General features: G+C 76.1%; 4 protein-coding genes. 1 reads left to right on the top strand and 3 read right to left on the bottom strand.

Annotated elements, in window-relative coordinates; all coding sequences use genetic code 11:
- Positions 1 to 193 precede the first annotated feature (193 nt).
- The 3 genes from ACFCY1_RS23565 to ACFCY1_RS23555 all read right to left on the bottom strand — a co-directional run bounded on the left by ACFCY1_RS23565 (position 194) and on the right by ACFCY1_RS23555 (position 2,849).
- Entirely contained in the window at positions 194 to 469 is a 276-nt protein-coding gene (locus ACFCY1_RS23565) for a hypothetical protein (RefSeq protein ID WP_198959456.1), read from the bottom strand.
- A gap of 190 nt (positions 470 to 659) precedes the next feature.
- Complete coding sequence (locus ACFCY1_RS23560; RefSeq protein ID WP_143204652.1) at positions 660 to 1,199, bottom strand: hypothetical protein; 540 nt, start codon at positions 1,197 to 1,199, stop codon at positions 660 to 662.
- A gap of 891 nt (positions 1,200 to 2,090) precedes the next feature.
- Positions 2,091 to 2,849: a thioesterase II family protein gene (locus tag ACFCY1_RS23555; RefSeq protein ID WP_049660158.1), complete on the bottom strand. Its 759-nt coding sequence runs from the start codon at positions 2,847 to 2,849 to the stop codon at positions 2,091 to 2,093.
- A gap of 286 nt (positions 2,850 to 3,135) precedes the next feature.
- On the opposite strand from ACFCY1_RS23555, the gene ACFCY1_RS23550 reads away from it, so the two are divergent.
- A complete protein-coding gene (locus tag ACFCY1_RS23550) occupies positions 3,136 to 20,061 on the top strand; it encodes an SDR family NAD(P)-dependent oxidoreductase (RefSeq protein WP_375875956.1) in 16,926 nt (5,641 codons plus the stop codon).
- Positions 20,062 to 20,169 lie beyond the last annotated feature (108 nt).

The following is a 20,169-nucleotide window of genomic DNA, read 5'->3' as shown; positions in this document are numbered from 1 at the left end:
CTCCTCGCGGCGGCCGCGCTCCTCCCCCGGTGCCCGGCGGTGCTGCGGCGCGGATCCCGCGCGCCTACCGCGGGATCACTGTCCGGCTCCCGCGCGGTTGCCGCGGGAACGGCGCCCGGCTCCCGCGCGGTTGCTGCTCGGCCTCCGCGCAGGAGTCGGCCTCAGTCCCCGCGGGGCGGGGACGTGCGTGCCGTCAGGAGACGGCCTCGGCCGCCTCGTTGACGGCCTCCTCGCCGCCCTCGGCCGCGGCCGGCTGGGCGGGCACGCTCAGGCCCGGGACGGACAGGTCCGGGACGGCCTTGACGGCCTCGAAGCCGGCCTCGATGGCCTCGGCGAGCGTGGCCGTGACCCCGTCCTCGAATTCGATCCGGGTGACCGGGACGTCGGCGTTCGTCGGGAGGGTGTCGTCGACGAACGCGATGTCGGCGCGGCTCGCCTCCTTCAGGGTGACCTTCTCCTGATCGTTCACTTCTCGGTTCAGGACAAGCGAGAATCGGTGCGTCATGATTGGCCGCTCCTCTGGTGGATGCGAGATTATATTTCAGGCAAGGCGCAGGAATACTGCAGGCCGACTTCGACTTTATCGGCGGTCCGACAAAGGCACAAGATCCGACCGGAATTACGGCGGGGATTAGAAATCGATTAACGCCGAAGGGAAATCAGCCGGTCCGGCCGAAACCCCCCGCGAAGCCATTCCCCCCGGCCGGCGCGGCACCCTTCGGGGAAACCCCCGGCGCAATGGCGGCCCGCTTCACCGGGACGGGCTCCTCACCGCGCTCCAGCCGCCGCCGCACATCGAGCGCCGTCGCGGGCGACACCCCGGCCGTCCTGGCCAACTGGCGCAGCGAGGCCTTCGGGTTCTCCCCGAGGAGCTCCGCCACGCGCAGCCGGCCGGCCGCGCCGTTCAACGGGCGGGACTTGCCGTCCCGGCCGATCCGGAATCCGGATTCCGCCACGGATTCCGACAGGCGCCGCAGCTCGGCAACGGTTCGCGCGCCAAGGCCGGTCGACTCCGCGACCGCCCGGTCGGACAGCGAGGGATGGGCCTGGAGGATCCGCAACGCCGCCTCGGCGCGCGCGGCCCGCTCCGCCGGCCGGCCGCCCCCGGAGGCCGTTTCGGATGCTCCGACCGGACCTCCCGGACCCCGGCCGCCATCCGCACCGACCGGAGTCGGAGCGGTGCGCAGGCGCTCCCCCATGCTGAACTCCCCCTTCAGAACACGCCGACCCAAGTCCCCATCGCGCCGGTACGACACCACCCGCGGAATCACCGGCAAATTGATTGCTTCATTCGCGGAACCCGGAAGCGGGATTCAGAGCCCAATCCTTCCGCCCCTATCCCCGCCCACCCCTCCGCGGCCGACCGGTGTTCAACTGCGACGCGACATCAGTTGAACACCCGACTGGCCCCCGCCGTCCAAACACCCCCCCGGGGTTCGATCAATATCGAAGCTTTCCGTTGATCATAGGCGCGGCTGTCACGGAAACGCAACACTTTCCTGACCCACCAATTCACGCCATTCCCTGCACCCACATCCATCACAAGAGTCACGTCAGTCACATGAGTCACAGAAGCGGAATACAACATGTCGGATTCCGTTTTCGTACGGTTCGGCCGGATGGTGCCGCCGGGCGCTTCTCCGCAGCTGGGGAGGTGTGGGACGGGCGCCACGGGCCCGGGGGCCTGGAAACGCGCGCTGCCTCCCGCGCACGACGGGAGGCAGGCGGAAGGCGACAGGGCGGCAGGCGAGGGCAGGCAGGCGGTGACGGGGTGTGACGGGCAGGGCCGCCGGGGAAGGGCGGCCGTAGGCAAAGGCATTACCCGACGGCGGCCGGGCAACGGCCGATCGGCACACATGGGGAGAGCGCCCGCTCGGCGGCGGGCCCGGTCGGGGGCGCGCAGGCCGGACCGGGCCGCGGGGGAAGGGCGACCGGAGCTTCCACGGCCACCCCTCCGGCGGGGTGGCCGTGGGCGGGGGCTCTGCTCGACGGCGGCCGTGCGGCGGCCGGGCGGTCAGGCCGCGAGCGGAGGCCGGTCGGCGGCGCGGCCCGGCCGGGGCCGGGCGCGGCGCTCGCCGTCCCCGCCGGGTTCAGGAGACCGGCGGCAGCAGGCGGTCGGTGACGATGCGGACGATCTCGCCCTGGTGGTGGGCCAGGTAGAAGTGGCCGCCGGGGAAGACGTGCAGGGCGGAGCCGCCGGTGGTGTGGTCGCGCCAGGACCCGGCCTCGTCGACGGTCGCCTTCTCGTCGCTGTCGCCGACCAGGGCGTCGACCGGGCAGGAGAGCGGCGGCCCCGGCCGGTAGCGGTAGGTCTCGACGGCCTTGTAGTCGGCGCGGACCGCGGGGAGGATCATCCGCAGCAGCTCCGGGTCCTGCAGGGCCCGCGGGTCGGTGCCGTCCAGCTTGCGGAGTTCCGCGACGATGCCGTCGACGCCCCGGAGGTGGACGTCCTCGTCCCGGTGCCGGGAGGGTGCGCGGCGGCCGGAGGCGAACAGGGCGACCGGCGGGGTGCCGAGGTCCTCCAGGCGCCGGGCGACCTCGAAGCCGACGACCGCGCCCATGCTGTGGCCGAACAGGGCGAGCGGCAGGTCGCGGTGGGGCAGCAGCGCCTCGGTGACCTGCTCGGCCAGCGCCTCGACGGTCTCGACGCAGGGTTCGTGGCGCCGGTCCTGCCGCCCCGGGTACTGGACCGCGAGGACCTCGATCCCGGCCGCCGTGGCGGCGGACATCGGGTACCAGTAGCTCGCCGACCCTCCCGCGTGGGGCAGGCAGACCAGGCGGACGCGGGCGTCCGGGGCCGGGTGGAAGCGGCGGATCCAGCTGTCGGCCGCGCCGTCGGTGAGCGTCATGGTGTTCCGGTGGTCCCTTCTGGACGGGGTCCTCGCCCCGCCGGCGGGTCCTCCCCACTCCGAGCCTGGTGCAGGCCGGACGGCCGGACAACCCCTCACCACCACCCCCCTTCTCCCGCGGCGGAGCCGGCCGGGACAAGGGCCCGTAGGGGAACCGTAGGGGTGCGGCCCCCACGGACGGCTGGACGAGACTGCCACGGGATACCGAATGATGCGTCACCCCTCTCTGTTCTCCGGGAGCCCCCAGCCTCCCGTGCTGTTTCCGCGTGCCCAAGGAGCCGTTGACATGCCGCGTACCGAGCTGATCAGGCCGCTGCCCGAACTGCTGCGCTCCCAGGCCGCGTCGCTGCGCGACAAGCCGGCCTTCCGGGACGGCCGCCGGTCCGTGGGCTACGCCGAGCTGGAGCTCCGGACCGGACGGCTGGCCGGCCACCTGGCGGCCCTGGGCCTGGGCCGCGGCGGGCGGGTGGCGATCCACCTGGACGCCGGTGTCGAGGTGGTGGAGGCCTACCTGGCCGCCGTCCGGGCCGCCGGTGTCGCCGTCCCGGTCAACCCGCACTCCAGCGACGAGGAGCTGGCCCACATCCTGGACGACAGCGGCGCCGCCGTGGTCGTCACCGACGCCCGCCACCTGGACCAGGTGCTGCGGCTGCGGGCCGACCGGCCCGGGCTGCTGGTGGTCGTCTCCGGTCCGACGGCGCAGGCGCCGCAGGGGCCGCAGGGGCCGCAGGCGGCGCGGGACCTGCCGTCGTTCGAGGCTCTGGCCACCGTCGAGCCCCCCGTGCCGCCGCGCGACGACCTCGGCCTGGACGAGACCGCCTTCATGCTCTACACCTCGGGCTCCACCGGCGCCCCCAAGGGCGTGCTGTCGACCCAGCGCAGCTGCCTGTGGTCGGTGGCGTCCTGCTACGCGCCGCTGCTCGGACTCTCCCGCGACGACCTGGTGCTCTGGCCGCTGCCGCTGTTCCACAGCCTGGCGCACATCGTCTGCGTGGTCGGTGTCACCGCGACCGGCGCGACCGCGCACATCATGCCGGGCTTCTCCGCGGACGAGGTGCTGGCCGAGCTGCGCGGCGACGCGTACACCTTCCTCGCCGGGGTGCCCGCCCTCTACCACCACCTGCTGCGGGAGGCCGACGCCGGCCGGCTGGACATGCCGCGGCTGCGGGTCTGCCTGTCGACCGGCGCGGTCACCTCGGCCTCGCTGGCCCGGGACTTCGAGGACGCGTTCGGCGTCCCGCTGCTCAACAGCTACGGCTCCACCGAGACCTGCGGCGCGATCGCGACCGAGGCGCCGGGCGCCGAGCGGGTCTCCGGCTCGTGCGGCCTGCCGGTCCCCGGCCTGGAGGTGCGGGTGGTCGACCCGGAGACCGGGATCGACACCGACCCCGGGACGGAGGGCGAGGTGTGGGTGCGCGGGCCGAGCCTGATGCAGGGCTACCACAACCGGCCGGAGGCCACCGCCGAGGCGCTGCGGGACGGTTGGTACCGGACCGGCGACCTGGCGGTCCGGGCGGCCGGCGGCCAGCTGACGATCAGCGGGCGGCGCAAGGAGCTGATCATCCGGGGCGGGGAGAACATCCACCCGGGCGAGATCGAGGACGTCGTCCGCACGGTGCCCGGCGTGCTGGACGTCGCCGTGGCGGGCCGGCCGGACGAGGTACTCGGCGAGGTGCCGGTCGCGTTCGTGGTCGCCGCGCCGGAGGGCGTCGACGCCGAGCTGGTCTTCGCCGCCTGCGCCGAGCAGCTGTCCTGGTTCAAGGTGCCGCAGGAGGTCCGGGCGATCGCCGCCGTGCCGCGCACCGCCTCGGGCAAGGTCACCCGGCACCGGCTGTTCGACCAGCCCGGCACCCTGCTCGGCGCCCGGGGCGTCCGGCAGGAGTCGCTGTACCGGATGGACTGGGTGCCGCTGCCCGCCGGGCCCGTGGAGCCGGTGCGCGCCGCGCTGCTGGCGAGCCCGTCGGACGGAGCCGCCCGGCTGAACGGACCGGACGGCCTGAACGGACCGGACGGCCTGGCGGTCGACCGCTACGCCGACCTGGCGGAGCTCACCGCGGCCGGTGCGCCCGAGGTCGTCTACCTGCCCTGGCCCGCCGCCGGCGCGGAGCCGGTCGCGGACGCGGCCCGGCGGACCGCCCGCGAGGCCGCCGAGCTGCTGACCCGCTGGCTCGCCGACGACCGGCTGCGGGAGACCCGCCTGGTGGTGCTGACCCGGGGCGCGCTGGCCGTGCACCCGGGCGAGGAGGTCCCGGGGCTGGCGCAGGCTCCGCTCTGGGGGCTGCTGCGCGCCGCGCAGACCGCGCACCCCGGCCGCTTCACCGTGGCCGACCTGGACGGCGAGTCCGCCTCCGCGGCCGCCCTGCCGGCCGCCCTGGCCACCGGCGAGCCGCAGTTCGCCGTCCGCGGCGGGGTGCTGCGGGCGCCCCGCCTGGTGCCGGTCACCGCCGCCGCGTCCGGCCGCCGCCTCGACGGCACCGTGCTGGTCACCGGCGCCGGCGGGACGGCCGCGGCCGCGATCGCCCGGCGGCTGGTCGCCGAGCACGGCGTCCGGCACCTGGTGCTGGCCTCCACCACCCCCGACTCGGCCGCGCTGGCCGTGGAGTTGAGCGAGTCCGGCGCGGAGGTCACCCTGGCCGCCTGCGACGCCGCCGACCGCGCGTCCGTCGCCGAGCTGCTCGCGGGCGTCCCGGCCGAGCACCCGCTCACCGCGGTGGTGCACGCGGCCGGCTCCCCCGGGCCGGCCGCCGGCGGGCAGGCCGACCGCTGGGTGCGGACCGGCGTCGACGGCGCGGTGGCCCTGCACGAGCTCACCGCCGGGCTCGACCTGACGGCCTTCCTGCTGGTCTCCTCCACCGGTGCCCTGCGGGGCGCGGACGACGGCGACCACGGCGGCTGCGCCGCGTTCCTGGACGCGCTGGCCCAGCACCGCCGCGCCACCGGCCGGCACGCCGTGTCGCTGGCCTGGGACACCACCGACCCGGGCGCCGTGTCCGACGCCGAGCTGGGCGCGCTGCTGGACTCCGCGCTGGGCGGCGCCGACACCCCCGTGGTCGCCACCCGGGACACCACCGGCGTCCTCTTCCGCGACCCGGCCGCCGCCGACGGCGCGGCGGACACCGTGTTCGCCGCCCGGCTGCGCGCGCTGCCCCGGGCGGAGGCCCGGCAGACGCTGCTCGGCCTGGTGCGGGCCGAGGCGGCCGGCGTGCTCGGCCGGGGCCTGCCGCGGACGATCGCGCCCGAGCGGGCCTTCAAGGACCTCGGGGTGGACTCCGCCTCGGCCGTCCGGCTGCGCAACCGGCTGCGGACCGCGCTCGGCCTGCGCCTCCCGGCGACCGTGGTCTTCGACCACCCCACCCCGGCCCGGCTGGCCGGCTTCCTGCTCGCCGAGCTCCTCGACGAGGCACCGGCCCCGGCCGCCCCGGCCCGTCCGGCGGTGGCGGACGAGGACCCGATCGCGATCGTCGCGATGAGCTGCCGCTACCCGGGCGGAGCCATCACTCCCGAGGCCCTGTGGCAGCTGGTCGCCGAGGGCCGGGACGCCGTCTCGGAGTTCCCGACGGACCGCGACTGGGACACCGACGCCCTGTTCGGCGGCGCCCCCGGCTCGGTCGGCAGCTCCTCGGTCCGGGAGGGCGGATTCCTCTACGACAGCGCCGACTTCGACCCCGACTTCTTCGGCATCAGCCCGCGCGAGGCCCTCGCCATGGACCCGCAGCAGCGGCTGCTGCTGGAGACCTCCTGGGAGGCCATGGAACGGGCCGGGATCGACCCGGAGGCCCTGCGCGGCAGCCGGACCGGCGTGTTCACCGGCGTGATGTTCCACGACTACGCCAGCCGGCTGCCCCGGGTGCCCGAGGAGGTGGAGGGGTACCTCGGCACCGGCACCGCGGGCAGCGTCGCCTCCGGCCGGGTGTCGTACACCTTCGGCTTCGAGGGCCCGGCGATCACCGTGGACACCGCCTGCTCCTCCTCCCTGGTGGCCCTGCACCTGGCGGTCGCGGCCCTGCGGCGCGGGGAGTGCGACCTGGCCCTGGCGGGCGGCGTGGCGCTGATGGCGACGCCCGAGGTGTTCGTCGAGTTCAGCCGCCAGCGCGGCCTCGCCGAGGACGGGCGCTGCAAGTCCTTCGCCGCCTCCGCCGACGGCACCGGCTGGGCCGAGGGTGCGGGTGTGCTGCTGGTCGAGCGGCTGTCGGACGCCCGCCGCAACGGGCACCCGGTGCTGGCCCTGGTCCGCGGCACGGCGGTGAACCAGGACGGCGCGTCCAACGGGCTGACCGCCCCGAGCGGCCCGGCGCAGGAGCGGGTGATCCGCGAGGCGCTGGCCGCCGCGGGCCTGGCCCCGGCCGAGGTCGACGCGGTGGAGGCGCACGGCACCGGCACGAAGCTGGGCGACCCGATCGAGGCCAACGCCCTCCTCGCCACCTACGGCCAGGGCCGTGAACTTCCGCTGCTGCTCGGCTCGTTGAAGTCGAACATCGGGCACGCCCAGGCGGCCGCCGGGGTCGGCGGCATCATCAAGATGGTGCTGGCGATGCGGCACGGGGTGCTGCCGCGCACCCTGCACGTGGACGAGCCGACGCCGCACGTGGACTGGACGGCGGGCGCGGTCGAGCTGCTGACCGAGGACCGGGAGTGGCCGGAGACCGGCCGTCCGCGCCGGGCCGGCGTCTCCTCCTTCGGCGTCAGCGGCACCAACGCCCACGTCATCATCGAACAGCCCGTCGTGGAGGAAGGCCCCACCGGCGGGCCCGCCGCGCACGGCGTGCTGCCGCTGCTGCTGTCCGCGAAGTCGGCGGACGCCCTGCGCGCCCAGGCCGCGCTGCTCCAGGACTCCGAGGCCGCCCCGATCGACCTCGCCCACTCGCTGGCGACGACCCGCTCGCTGTTCAACCACCGTGCGGTGGTGCTGGGTTCGGACCGTACCGAGCTGACCGAAGGCCTCCGGGCGCTCGCCGAGGGCGCCGAGAGCGCCACCGTGCTGACCGGTACGGCGGACGCCACCGGCGGGACCGTCTTCGTGTTCCCCGGGCAGGGCTCCCAGTGGGTCGGGATGGCCGTCGAACTCCTCGACAGCGAGCCGGTGTTCGCCGCACGGATCGCCGAATGCGCCGACGCCCTGGCCGAGTTCACCGACTGGAAGCTGATCGACGTCCTGCGCGGCGCCGAGGGCGCCCCCGGCTACGACCGGGTGGACGTCGTCCAGCCCGCCCTGTGGGCCGTCATGGTCTCCCTCGCCGCCCTCTGGCAGGCGTACGGAATCCAGCCCGACGCCGTCATCGGCCACTCCCAGGGCGAGATCGCCGCCGCCACCGTCGCCGGCGCCCTCACCCTCCGGGACGGCGCCCGGGTCGTGGCCCTGCGCTCCCAGGCCATCACCGCCATCGCCGGAGCCGGCGGCATGGTGTCGCTCTCCCAGTCCGCCGAGGACGCGCTCGCCACCATCGCGCCGTGGGCCGACCGCGTCTCCGTCGCGGCCGTCAACGGCCCCTCCTCCGCCGTCGTCGCCGGTGACGCCGACGCCCTGGACGAGCTGCTGCGGCGGTGCGCCGCCGACGGCACCCAGGCCCGCCGGATCAACGTCGACTACGCCTCGCACTCGGCCCATGTCGAGGCCCTGCAGACCGAGTTGCTCGACCTGCTCGCCCCCGTCACCCCGCGCGGCGCCGACATCCCGTTCTGGTCCACCGTCGACAGCCGCTGGCTGGACACCACGACGATGGACGCCGCCTACTGGTACCGCAACCTCCGCCAGACCGTCCGACTCGCCGACGCCACCCGGCAGTTGGCCGACCAGGGCCACGACCTCTTCGTCGAGGTCAGCCCCCACCCCGTCCTCACCGGCGCCATCCAGGACACCCTGCACGACACCACCGCCCACACCCTCGGCACCCTGCGCCGCGACCACGGCGGCACCCGCCGCTTCCTCACCTCCCTCGCCGAAGCCCACGTCCACGGCGCCCCCGCCGACTTCACCCCGCTCCTCACCACCGGCCACCGCACCGACCTCCCCACCTACCCCTTCCAGCGCAACCGCTACTGGCTGGAGGCGGCCCCCGGCACCTCGGACGTGACCGCCGTCGGCCTGGCCGCGGCCGACCACCCGATGCTCGGCGCGGCCGTCCCGCTCGCCGACGGGCACGGCCACCTGCTGACCGGCCTGATCTCGCGCACCACCCACCCGTGGCTGGCCGACCACACCGTCATGGGCACCACCCTGCTGCCCGGGACCGCCATGGTGGACCTGGCCGTCCGGGCCGGCGACGAGGTCGGCTGCGGCCGCCTCGACGAACTCACCCTGGAAGCCCCGCTGGTGCTGCCCGAGCAGGGCGCCGTCCAGGTCCAGGTGGTGGTCGGCGAGGCCGACGCCACCGGCGCCCGGCCGGTCGGCCTGCACTCGCGGCCGCAGGACGCCGCGGCCTCCCGGCCGTGGACCCGGCACGCCGCGGGCACCCTCTCCCCCGCCGCTCCCGCCGCCCCCGCGGACCTCACCCAGTGGCCGCCGGCCGGCGCCGAACCGCTGCCGGTCGAGGACCTGTACGAGCGGCTGCCCGCCGGGTACGGACCGGCGTTCCAGGGTGTCCGCGCGGCCTGGCGGCGCGGCGAGGAGGTGTTCAGCGAGGTCGTGCTGAGCGAGGAGGTCGCCGACCGGTCGGCCCGCTACGGGCTGCACCCCGCGCTGCTGGACGCCGCCCTGCACGCCATGGACCTCGGCGCCGTCCGGCACCGCGAGGAGTCCGCCGAGGGCCACCTGGCGTTCGCCTGGAGCGGGGTCTCGCTGCACGCCGCCGGCGCGACCGCCCTGCGGGTCCGGCTCTCCCCGGCCGGCCTGGACTCGGTCGCCCTGGAGGCCTCCGACGAGCACGGCGTGCCGGTGGTCTCGGTGGAGGGCCTGGCCGTCCGGCCAGTCTCCTCCGACCAGCTGCGCGCGGTCCACGCCGGGCCCGACGGCGACTCGCTGTTCCGCGTCGACTGGACGGACCTGCCCGGGGCCGCCCCGGTCACCGGCCGCTACGCCCTGGTCGGCGAGGACGCCCTCGGCCTGGCCGCCGGGCTCACCGCGGCGGGCAACACGGTGGACGCGTACCCCGACCTGGCCGCCCTCGCCGCCGCCGACGGCGCCGCCCCCGACACCGTCCTGCTGCCCCTCGCACCGGGCGCCGCACCGGAGTTGGTCCCCGCCGTGCGGGCGGCCACCCACGCGCTGCTGGGCCTGCTCCAGCAGTGGCTCGCCGAGGAGCGCTTCGCCGAGAGCCGCCTGGTCGTGCTGACCCGGGGCGCGGTGGCCGGGGACGGCCCGGGCGACGGCCTGCCGGACCTGGTGACCGCCCCGCTCTGGGGCCTGGTCCGCTCGGCGCAGTCCGAGCACCCGGACCGCATCGTCCTGGTCGACCTGGACGCGCAGGACGCCTCCTACCGCGCCCTGCCCGCCGCCCTGGCCGGCGACGAGCCGCAACTGCTGCTGCACGACGGCTCGGTACGGGCCGCGCGGCTCACCCGGGTCCGGCCCGCCGAGCAGGGCGCCCCGGCGCTCGACCCGAACGGGACGGCCCTGGTCACCGGGGCCACCGGCGGCCTCGGCGTGCTCGCCGCCCGCCACCTGGTCGCCGCCCACGGCGTCCGGCACCTGCTGCTGACCAGCCGCCGCGGCGAGGCCGCCGAGGGCGCCGCCGAACTCCTCGCCGAGCTGCGCGCGACGGGCGCCGAGGTCACCCTGGCCGCCTGCGACGTCGCCGACCGCTCCGCCCTCGCCGAGCTGCTCGCCGACATCCCCGCCGAGCACCCGCTCACCGCCGTGGTGCACACCGCCGGCATCGTCGACGACGGCGTGATCGAGACGCTCACCGACGGGCAGTTCGACCGGGTGCTCGCGCCCAAGCTCTCCGGCGCGCTCAACCTGGCCGAGCTCACCCGCGACGCGGACCTGGCCGCCTTCGTGCTCTACTCCTCCGCCGCCGCCGTGTTCGGCGCCGGCGGGCAGGCCAACTACGCCGCCGCCAACGCCTTCCTCGACGCCTACGCCCGGCACCTGCGAGCCGAGGGCCGGCCGGCCGTCTCGCTGGCCTGGGGCCTGTGGGCGGAGCGCAACGGCATGGGCGGCCGGCTCACCGGCACCGACCTGCGCCGGATGGCCGGCGTCGGCACCGCGGCGCTCTCCGCCGAGGAGGGCCTCGCCCTGCTGGACGCCGCCCGCGCGGCCGGTGAACCGGCGCTGATGCCGATCCGGCTCGACCTGGCCGCCGTGCGCGCCCAGTCCGACGCCGTCCACCCGCTGCTGCGCGGCCTGGTCCGCACCCGCTCGGGCCGTCGGCGGCCGACCGACCGGGCCGGCGGCTCGGCCCTCGCCCAGCGGCTGGCCGGGCTGACCGGGCCCGAGTGCGACCGGGAGCTGCTGGACCTCGTCCGCGCCACCGCCGGAACCGTGCTCGGGTACCCGGCCGGCACGGCGGTGGACCCCGAACGGACCTTCAAGGAGCTGGGCTTCGACTCCCTCACCGCGGTCGAGCTCCGCAACCGCCTGCACGGCTCGACGGGCCTGCGCCTGCCCGCCACGCTGATCTTCAACTACCCGACCCCGAAGGCCCTGGCCGGCCACCTGCGCGAGCAGGTGCTCGGCGACCGGCTCCCGACCGCCGCACCGGCCGCGGCCACCACCGCGGCGGCCCGGGACGACGACCCGATCGCGATCGTCGGCATGGGCTGCCGCTTCCCGGGCGGCGTGCGCACCCCGGAGGACCTGTGGGAGCTGGTCCTCGCCGGGCGCGACGCGGTCGGCGCCCTGCCGACCGACCGCGGCTGGGACCTCGACGGGCTCTACGACCCCGACCCCGACCGGGTCGGCACCTCGTACACCCGCGAGGGCGGATTCCTGTACGACGTAGCCGAGTTCGACGCGGCGTTCTTCGGGATCAGCCCGCGCGAGGCGCACGCCATGGACCCGCAGCAGCGGCTGCTGCTGGAGACCTCCTGGGAGGCCTTCGAGCGGGCCGGCGTCGACCCGGTGTCCGTCCGGGGCGGGCAGGTCGGCGTATTCGTCGGCACCCATGGCCAGGACTACGGCACCCTGCTGGCCGCCGCCCCGCCCGGCAACGAGGGCTACCTGGTCACCGGCAACGCGGCCAGCGTGGTCTCCGGCCGGATCTCCTACGCGCTCGGCCTGGAAGGGCCGGCCGTGACCATCGACACCGCCTGCTCCTCCTCGCTGGTGGCGCTCCACCTCGCCGTCCAGGCGCTGCGCGCCGGCGAGTGCTCGATGGCGCTCGCGGCCGGTGCCGCCGTGATGGCCACCCCCGAGGGGCTGGTGGCGTTCAGCCGCCAGCGCGGCCTCGCCGAGGACGGGCGCTGCAAGGCCTTCGCGGCGGCCGCCGACGGCTTCGGCATGGCCGAGGGCGTGGGCGTGCTGCTGGTCGAGCGGCTGTCGGACGCCCGCCGCAACGGGCACCCGGTGCTGGCGGTCGTCCGGGCCACCGCGATCAACCAGGACGGCGCCTCCAACGGGCTCACCGCCCCCAACGGCCCCGCCCAGGAGCGGGTGATCCGCCAGGCCCTGGCCACCGCCGGCCTCACCGCCGCCGACGTGGACGCCGTCGAGGCGCACGGCACCGGCACCCGGCTCGGCGACCCGATCGAGGCCAACGCCCTGCTCGCCACCTACGGCCAGGACCGCGAACTGCCGCTCCAGCTCGGCTCGGTGAAGTCCAACCTCGGCCACACCCAGAGCGCGGCGGGCGCGGCGGGCATCATCAAGATGGTGCTGGCGATGCGCCACGGCGTGCTGCCCCGGACCCTGCACGTGGACGAGCCGACGCCGCACGTCGACTGGTCGGCGGGCGCGGTGGAGCTGCTCACCGAGGAGCGGGAGTGGCCGCAGACCGGCCGTCCGCGCCGGGCCGGCGTCTCCTCCTTCGGCGTCAGCGGCACCAACGCCCACGTCATCCTCGAACAGCCCTCCCCGGAGGCCCCGGCGGGCGAACCGACGGCGCACGGCGTGCTGCCGCTGCTGCTGTCCGCGAAGTCGGCGGACGCCCTGCGTGCCCAGGCCGCGCTGCTCCAGGACTCCGAGGCCGCCCCGATCGACCTCGCCCACTCGCTGGCGACGACCCGCTCGCTGTTCAACCACCGTGCGGTGGTGCTCGGTTCGGACCGCACCGAGCTGACCGAAGGCCTCCGGGCACTCGCCGAGGGCACCGAGAGCGCCGCCGTGGTCGAGGGCACCGCCTCCACCACCGGACGCACGGTGTTCGTGTTCCCCGGCCAGGGCTCGCAGTGGGCCGGGATGGCCGTCGAACTCCTCGACAGCGAGCCGGTGTTCGCCGCGCGGATCACCGAATGCGCCGACGCCCTCGCCGAGTTCACCGACTGGAACCTCATCGACGTCCTGCGCGGCGCCGAGGGCGCCCCCGGCTACGACCGGGTGGACGTCGTCCAGCCCGCCCTCTGGGCCGTCATGGTCTCCCTCGCCGCCCTCTGGCAGGCGTACGGCGTCCAGCCCGACGCCGTCATCGGCCACTCCCAGGGCGAGATCGCCGCCGCCACCGTCGCCGGCGCCCTCACCCTCCAGGACGGCGCCCGGGTCGTCGCCCTGCGCTCCCAGGCCATCACCGCCATCGCCGGAAACGGCGGCATGGTCTCCATCGCCCTCCCGGCCGAGGACATCGACCTCACCCCCTGGCAGGACCGGATCTCCGTCGCCGCCGTCAACGGCCCCTCCTCGGCGGTCGTCGCCGGGGACGCCGCCGCCCTCGACGAACTCGTCGAGCGCTTCACGGCGGACGGCATCCGTGCCCGCCGGGTCACCGTGGACTACGCCTCGCACTCGGCCCATGTCGAGGCCCTGCAGACCGAGTTGCTCGACCTGCTCGCCCCCGTCACCCCGCGCGGCGCCGACATCCCGTTCTGGTCCACCGTCGACAGCCAGTGGCTCGACACCACGACGATGGACGCCGCCTACTGGTACCGCAACCTCCGCCAGACCGTCCGACTCGCCGACGCCACCCGCCAGTTGGCCGAGCAGGGCCACGACCTCTTCATCGAGGTCAGCCCCCACCCCGTCCTCACCGGCGCCATCCAGGACACCCTCCACCACACCACCGCCCACACCCTCGGCACCCTGCGCCGCGACCACGGCGGCACCCGCCGCTTCCTCACCTCCCTCGCCGAAGCCCACGTCCACGGCGCCCCCGCCGACTTCACCCCGCTCCTCACCGCCGGCCACCGCACCGACCTCCCCACCTACCCCTTCCAGCGCAACCGCTACTGGCTGGACACCGTGGCCGGAGCGGCCGCCGTCACCACGGCGGGCCTCACCGCCCCCGAGCACCCCCTGCTCGGCGCGGCCGTCCCGCTCGCGGACGGCCACGGCCACCTGCTGACCGGGCTGCTCTCCCGGCACAGCACGCCGTGGCTGGCCGACCACACCGTGATGGGCGCGACCCTGCTGCCCGGAACGGCGTTCCTGGAGCTGGCCGTCCGGGCCGGCGACGAGGTCGGCTGCGGCCGCCTCGAGGAACTCACCCTGGAAGCCCCGCTGGTCCTGCCCGAGCGCGGTGGCGTCCGGCTCCAGGTCCTGGTCGGCGCGGAGCAGGACGGCCTCCGTCCGCTGCGGATCGACTCCCGCCCGGCCGACGCCGCCGAGGACGAGCCGTGGACCCGGCACGCCTCGGGCACGCTCTCCGCGGCCACCGATGCGGCGGCCGACGCGGCAGCCGACGAGTCCGCCGCGGACCTCACCGCCTGGCCGCCGGCCGGCGCGACCCCGCTGGACGTCACCGACGCCTACCAGCGGCTCGCCGACGCCGGGGTGGACTACGGCCCGGCCTTCCAGGGCCTGCGGGCCGCCTGGCAGCACGGCGACCAGGTCTACGCCGAGGTCGCCCTGCCCGCCACCGAGCAGGCCGCGGCCGCCCGCTACGGGCTGCACCCGGCGCTGCTGGACGCCGCCCTGCACGCGATGGGCCTGGTGCCGGACGCCGAGCAGGGCAGGCTCGCCTTCTCCTGGGGCGGGATCCGGCTGCACGCGAGCGGCGCGACCGCGCTGCGCGTCCGGCTGGCCCGGACGGCTCCGGAGACCCTGTCGCTGACCGTCGCGGACCTCGGCGGCGCGCCCGTCGCCTCGGTGGGCTCGCTGCTGCTGCGGCCCGTCTCCGCCGAGCGGCTGCGCACCGCCGACCGGGCCGTGCGCGAGTCGCTGCTGCGGGTCGAGTGGCTGCCGGTGCCGGCCGGCGACCCGGCCGCCCGCTCCTGGACGCTCCTCGGCACCGACCGCACCGACCGCACCGACAGCGCCAACAGCACGGACGGCGCCGACGGTACGGACTGCCTGGCCGCCCTGGCCGAGCTGGGCTCGGCGGTGGACGCCGGCGCGGCCGTGCCCGACGTGGTCGCGGTGGAACTCGCCCCGTACCAGGGGTCCGAGGCGACGGACGAGCTGGCCGCCGCGGTCGGCGCGACGACCGTACGGGTGCTGCGACTCGTCCAGGAGTGGCTGGTGGACCCGCGGTTCGCCGAGGCCCGGCTGGCCGTGCTGACCCGCGGCGCGGTCGCCACCGGGGAGGGTGCGCCCGATCCGGTCCTGGCCGCCGTGTGGGGCCTGGTCCGCTCCGCGCAGTCGGAGAACCCGGACCGGCTGGTCCTGGTCGACCACGACGGCGGTGAACTGCCGCTGGCCGCACTGCCGGTGGACACCGAGCCGCAGCTGGCCGTCCGGCGGGGCGCCCTGCTCGCCCCGCGCCTGGCCAAGGCGCCGACCGCCGCCGGGAAGGCGGGTGCTGGTGCGCAGGCCCCGCTGGACGTCTCCGGGACCGTTCTGGTCACCGGCGCGATCGGCGGCCTGGGCGAGCTGACCGCCCGCCACCTGGTCACCGCCCACGGCGCCCGGCACCTGCTGCTGACCAGCCGGCGCGGCCCGGCGGCCGAGGGCGCCGCCGAACTCCTCGCCGAGCTGCGCGCGGCGGGCGCCGAGGTCACCCTGGCCGCCTGCGACGTCGCCGACCGCCGGCAGCTCGCCGAGCTGCTCGCCGCCGTCCCCGCCGAGCGCCCGCTCACCGCCGTGGTGCACACTGCGGGCGTGGTGGACGACGGAACCGTCCTCTCCCTCTCCCCCGAGCAGTTCGACCGGGTGCTCGCACCCAAGGTCACCGGCGCGCTCAACCTGCACGAACTCGCGGGCGACGTCGGCGGGTTCGTCCTCTTCTCGGCCGCGGCCGGTGTGCTCGGCAACCCCGGGCAGGCCAACTACGCCGCCGCCAACTGCTTCCTGGACGCGCTGGCGCAGCGCCGCCGCGCCCAGGGCCGGCCCGCCGTCTCGATGGCCTGGGGCCTGTGGCAGGAGCGGTCCGGCATGGCCGGGCGCCTCGTCGACGCCGACCTGGAGCGGATCGTGCGGGGCGGCGCGGTGCCGATGAGCGCCGAGACCGGACTGGCCCTGTTCGACGCGGCCGTGGCCTCGGGCGAGGCGGTGCTGGTGCCGATCCAGCTGGACCGGGCCCACCTGCGCGGCCGGGCGGCCAGCGTCCCCGCGCTGCTGCGCGGCCTGGCCTCCGGTGGCCCGGGCCGCCGCACGGCCGGTGCCCCGGACGCCGCTCCGGCGGGCGGTCTGGCCGGGCGCCTGGCCGGGCTCTCCGGCGAGGACCGCCGGCGGACCGTGCTGGACCTGGTCCGCGGCCACGTCGCCGCGGTGCTCGGGCACGACTCGGGCGACGCCGTGGAGGAGGAGAAGGCGCTCAAGGAGCTGGGCTTCGACTCGCTGACCGCGGTGGAGCTGCGCAACCGGCTCAACTCCGCGACCGGGCTGCGCCTTCCGGCGACCCTGGTGTTCAACCACCCGACGCCGCGCGCGCTCGCCGCGCACCTGGTCGAGGAGCTGCTCGGCGCGGACGCGGACGACTCCGCCCCGGCCCCGGCGGCGGTGGCGGTCACGGCCGACCCCGACGAGCCGATCGCGATCGTCGCGATGAGCTGCCGCTTCCCCGGGGGGATCGCCACCCCGGAGGCGCTGTGGGACGTGCTCGCCGAGGGCGGTTCGGTGCTCTCGGAGTTCCCGGCCGACCGCGGCTGGGACCTGGAGGGCATCTACCACCCCGAGCCGGGCACCCCGGGCCGCACCTACACCCGGACCGGCGGCTTCCTGACCGACGTGGCCGGGTTCGACCCGGCGTTCTTCGGGATCAACCGCCGTGAGGCGCTGGCGATGGACCCGCAGCAGCGCCTGCTGCTGGAGACCTCCTGGGAGGCCTTCGAGCGGGCCGGGATCGACCCGCTCGGCCTGCGCGGCAGCCGGACCGGCGTGTACGCGGGCATGGTCTACCACGACTACGCGACCTGGGTTCAGGACGTGCCGGAGGAGGTCGACGGCTACCTCGGCAACGGCAGCGCGGCCAGCGTGGCCACCGGCCGGGTGGCGTACGCGCTGGGCCTGGAGGGCCCGGCCGTCACCGTGGACACCGCCTGCTCCTCCTCGCTGGTGGCGCTGCACTTCGCGGCGGCCGCCCTGCGGCGCGGCGAGTGCGACCTGGCGCTGGCCGGCGGCGTGACCGTGATGTCCACGCCGAAGCTGCTGATCGAGTTCGCCCGCCAGCGCGGCCTCGCCGAGGACGGCCGTTGCAAGGCCTTCGCGGCCGGCGCCGACGGCACCGGGTTCTCCGAGGGCATCGGCATGCTGCTGGTCGAGCGGCTGTCGGACGCCCGCCGCAACGGGCACCCGGTACTGGCGGTGCTGCGCGGCAGCGCCGTCAACCAGGACGGCGCCTCCAACGGGCTCACCGCCCCGAACGGCACCGCGCAGGAGCGGGTGATCCGCCAGGCGCTGGCCGCCGCCGGTCTCGCCGCGGGCGAGGTGGACGTGGTGGAGGCGCACGGCACGGGCACCAAGCTGGGCGACCCGATCGAGGCCCAGGCGCTGCTGGCCACCTACGGCCAGGACCGCGAACTGCCGTTGCTGCTCGGCTCGGTGAAGTCCAACCTCGGCCACACCCAGGCCGCGGCGGGCGTCGCCGGGGTGATCAAGACGGTGCTCGCGATGCGCAACGGCGTCCTGCCGGGCACCCTGCACGTCGACGAGCCCTCGCCGCACGTGGACTGGACGGCCGGAGCGGTCGAGCTGGCCACCGCGACGCGGGACTGGCCGGAGACCGGCCGCCCGCGCCGGGCCGGCGTCTCCTCCTTCGGCATCAGCGGCACCAACGCCCACCTCGTCCTGGAGCAGGGCGACCCGGCGCCGACGGCCCCCGAGCGGAGCCACGAGGGCCCGGCCGTACGGCCGTTGGTGCTCTCCGGCCGGTCCGAGGAGGCGCTGCGCGGCCAGGCCGGGCGACTGCTGGAGCTGGTCGAGGAGCGGCCGGAACTGCACCCGGCCGACCTCGGGCTCTCCCTGGCCACCACGCGCTCGCAGTTCCCGCACCGGGGTGCCGTGGTCGCCGCGGACCGGGACGGCCTGCTGGCCGGGCTGCGGGCCCTGGCCGCCGGGACGCCGCAGGCGCCCGGGGTACTGAGGGCGGTGGCGGCCTCCGGCCGGACGGCCTTCCTCTTCACCGGCCAGGGCGCCCAACGCACCGGCATGGGAAGCGAGTTGTACGCCGCGTACCCGGCGTTCGCGGCGGCGTTCGACGAGGTCTGCGCCGAGCTGGACCGCCACCTGGAGCGCCCGCTGCGCGAGGTGATCGCCGAGGGCGGCGAACCCCTGGACCGTACGGGCTGGACCCAGCCCGCGCTGTTCGCCGTCGAGGTGGCGCTCTACCGCCTGGTCGAATCCTGGGGCGTCCGGCCGCACTTCCTGGCCGGTCACTCGATCGGCGAGGTCGCGGCCTTCCACGTGGCCGGGGTGCTGTCCCTTCCGGACGCCGCCCGCCTCATCACCGCCCGTGCCCGTCTGATGGAGCACCTCCCCACCGGCGGCACCATGGTGGCCCTGCGCGCCACCGAGGACGAGGTCCTGCCCCTGCTCACCGAGCGGGTCTCGATCGCCGCCGTCAACGGCCCCCGCTCCCTGGTCATCGCCGGTGACGCCACCGAAGTCCGGGCCGTCGCCGCACAGTTCGACAAGGCCCGCGAACTGCGCGTCAGCCACGCCTTCCACTCCCCGCTCATGGAACCGATGCTCGACGCGTTCCGCGACGTCCTCGCCGAGCTGACCTACCACGCCCCCGCCGTCCCGATCGTCTCCACCCTCACCGGCCGACCCGCCACCACCGACCAGCTCACCGACCCCGACTACTGGATCCGCCACGCCCGCCACACCGTCCGCTTCCACGACGCCGTGGAGACGCTGCTGGCGGAGGGCGTCACCACCTTCCTGGAGCTCGGCCCCGACGGTGTGCTCACCGCCATGGGCCAGGAGTTCCTGGACGGCACGGCGGCCGGCGGCCGGGCGGCCCTGGTCGCCGCGCAACGCCGGGACCGCTCCGAGGAGTTCGCCCTGTCGTCCGCGCTGGCCGCGCTGCACCTGCGCGGCGTGCCGGTGGACTGGACGGCGTTCCACGCGGACGGCCGGCGGGTCGACCTGCCGACCTACGCCTTCCAGCGCGGGCGGTACTGGCTGGACGTCGTCCAGCCGAAGGCCGGGGCCGGGACGGCCGACCCGCTGGACGCCTCCTTCTGGGCGGCCGTCGAACAGCAGGACGAGGCCTCGCTGGCCGCCGTCCTGCGACTGGAGGGCGACGGCGGGGACCTCCCGTCCGAACTGCGGGCCGCGCTGCCGCTGCTCGCCGCCTGGCGGCGCGCCGCCAGGGCGGACGCCCCCGCGCCGCGGCCGGCCGACGCGCAGGACGCCGACGCACCGGGCACCGGTGAGCGGCCGGACCGGTCCGCCGGGCTGCGGGAGCGGCTCGCCGGACTCACCGAGCCGGAGCGCGACGAGCTGCTGCTGGAGCTGGTCGAGGAGTGCGTCGCCGGGGTGCTCGGCGAGGCCCCGCACAGCGGCCTCGACCCCGAGTGCGGCTTCCTGGAGCAGGGCTTCGACTCCCTGACCGCGGTCGAGCTGCGCAAGCTGCTCACCGACGCCACCGGTCTGCGCCTGAGCAGCACGCTGATCTTCGACTACCCGACCCCCGCCGCCCTCGCCAAGCAGCTGCGCACCGCGCTGGACCCCGAGCTGCCGGGCGTCGGCCCGGCCGCGGGCGACGGCGCCGGGGCGACCGGCACCGCCGAGGCGGTCGGCGACGAGCTGATCGACGACATGGATCTGGCCGAGCTGCTCCGCCTGGCCCGCGACAACTCCTAGGCGGCCCCGGTGGTGCCCGCCCCGGTCCCCGCGCCGGTCACCCCCCCCCCCGGCCCCCCCCGAGAGTGTTGTTAAGGGATTTTTTAGAGGGTGTTTTTAAAAAAAAAA

It is taken from the genome of Kitasatospora sp. NPDC056273 (assembly GCF_042268845.1).
GTDB lineage: Bacteria > Actinomycetota > Actinomycetes > Streptomycetales > Streptomycetaceae > Kitasatospora.
The sequence above is the reverse complement of the archived record's forward strand: the minus strand, read 5'-3'. Positions and strand labels throughout refer to the sequence as shown.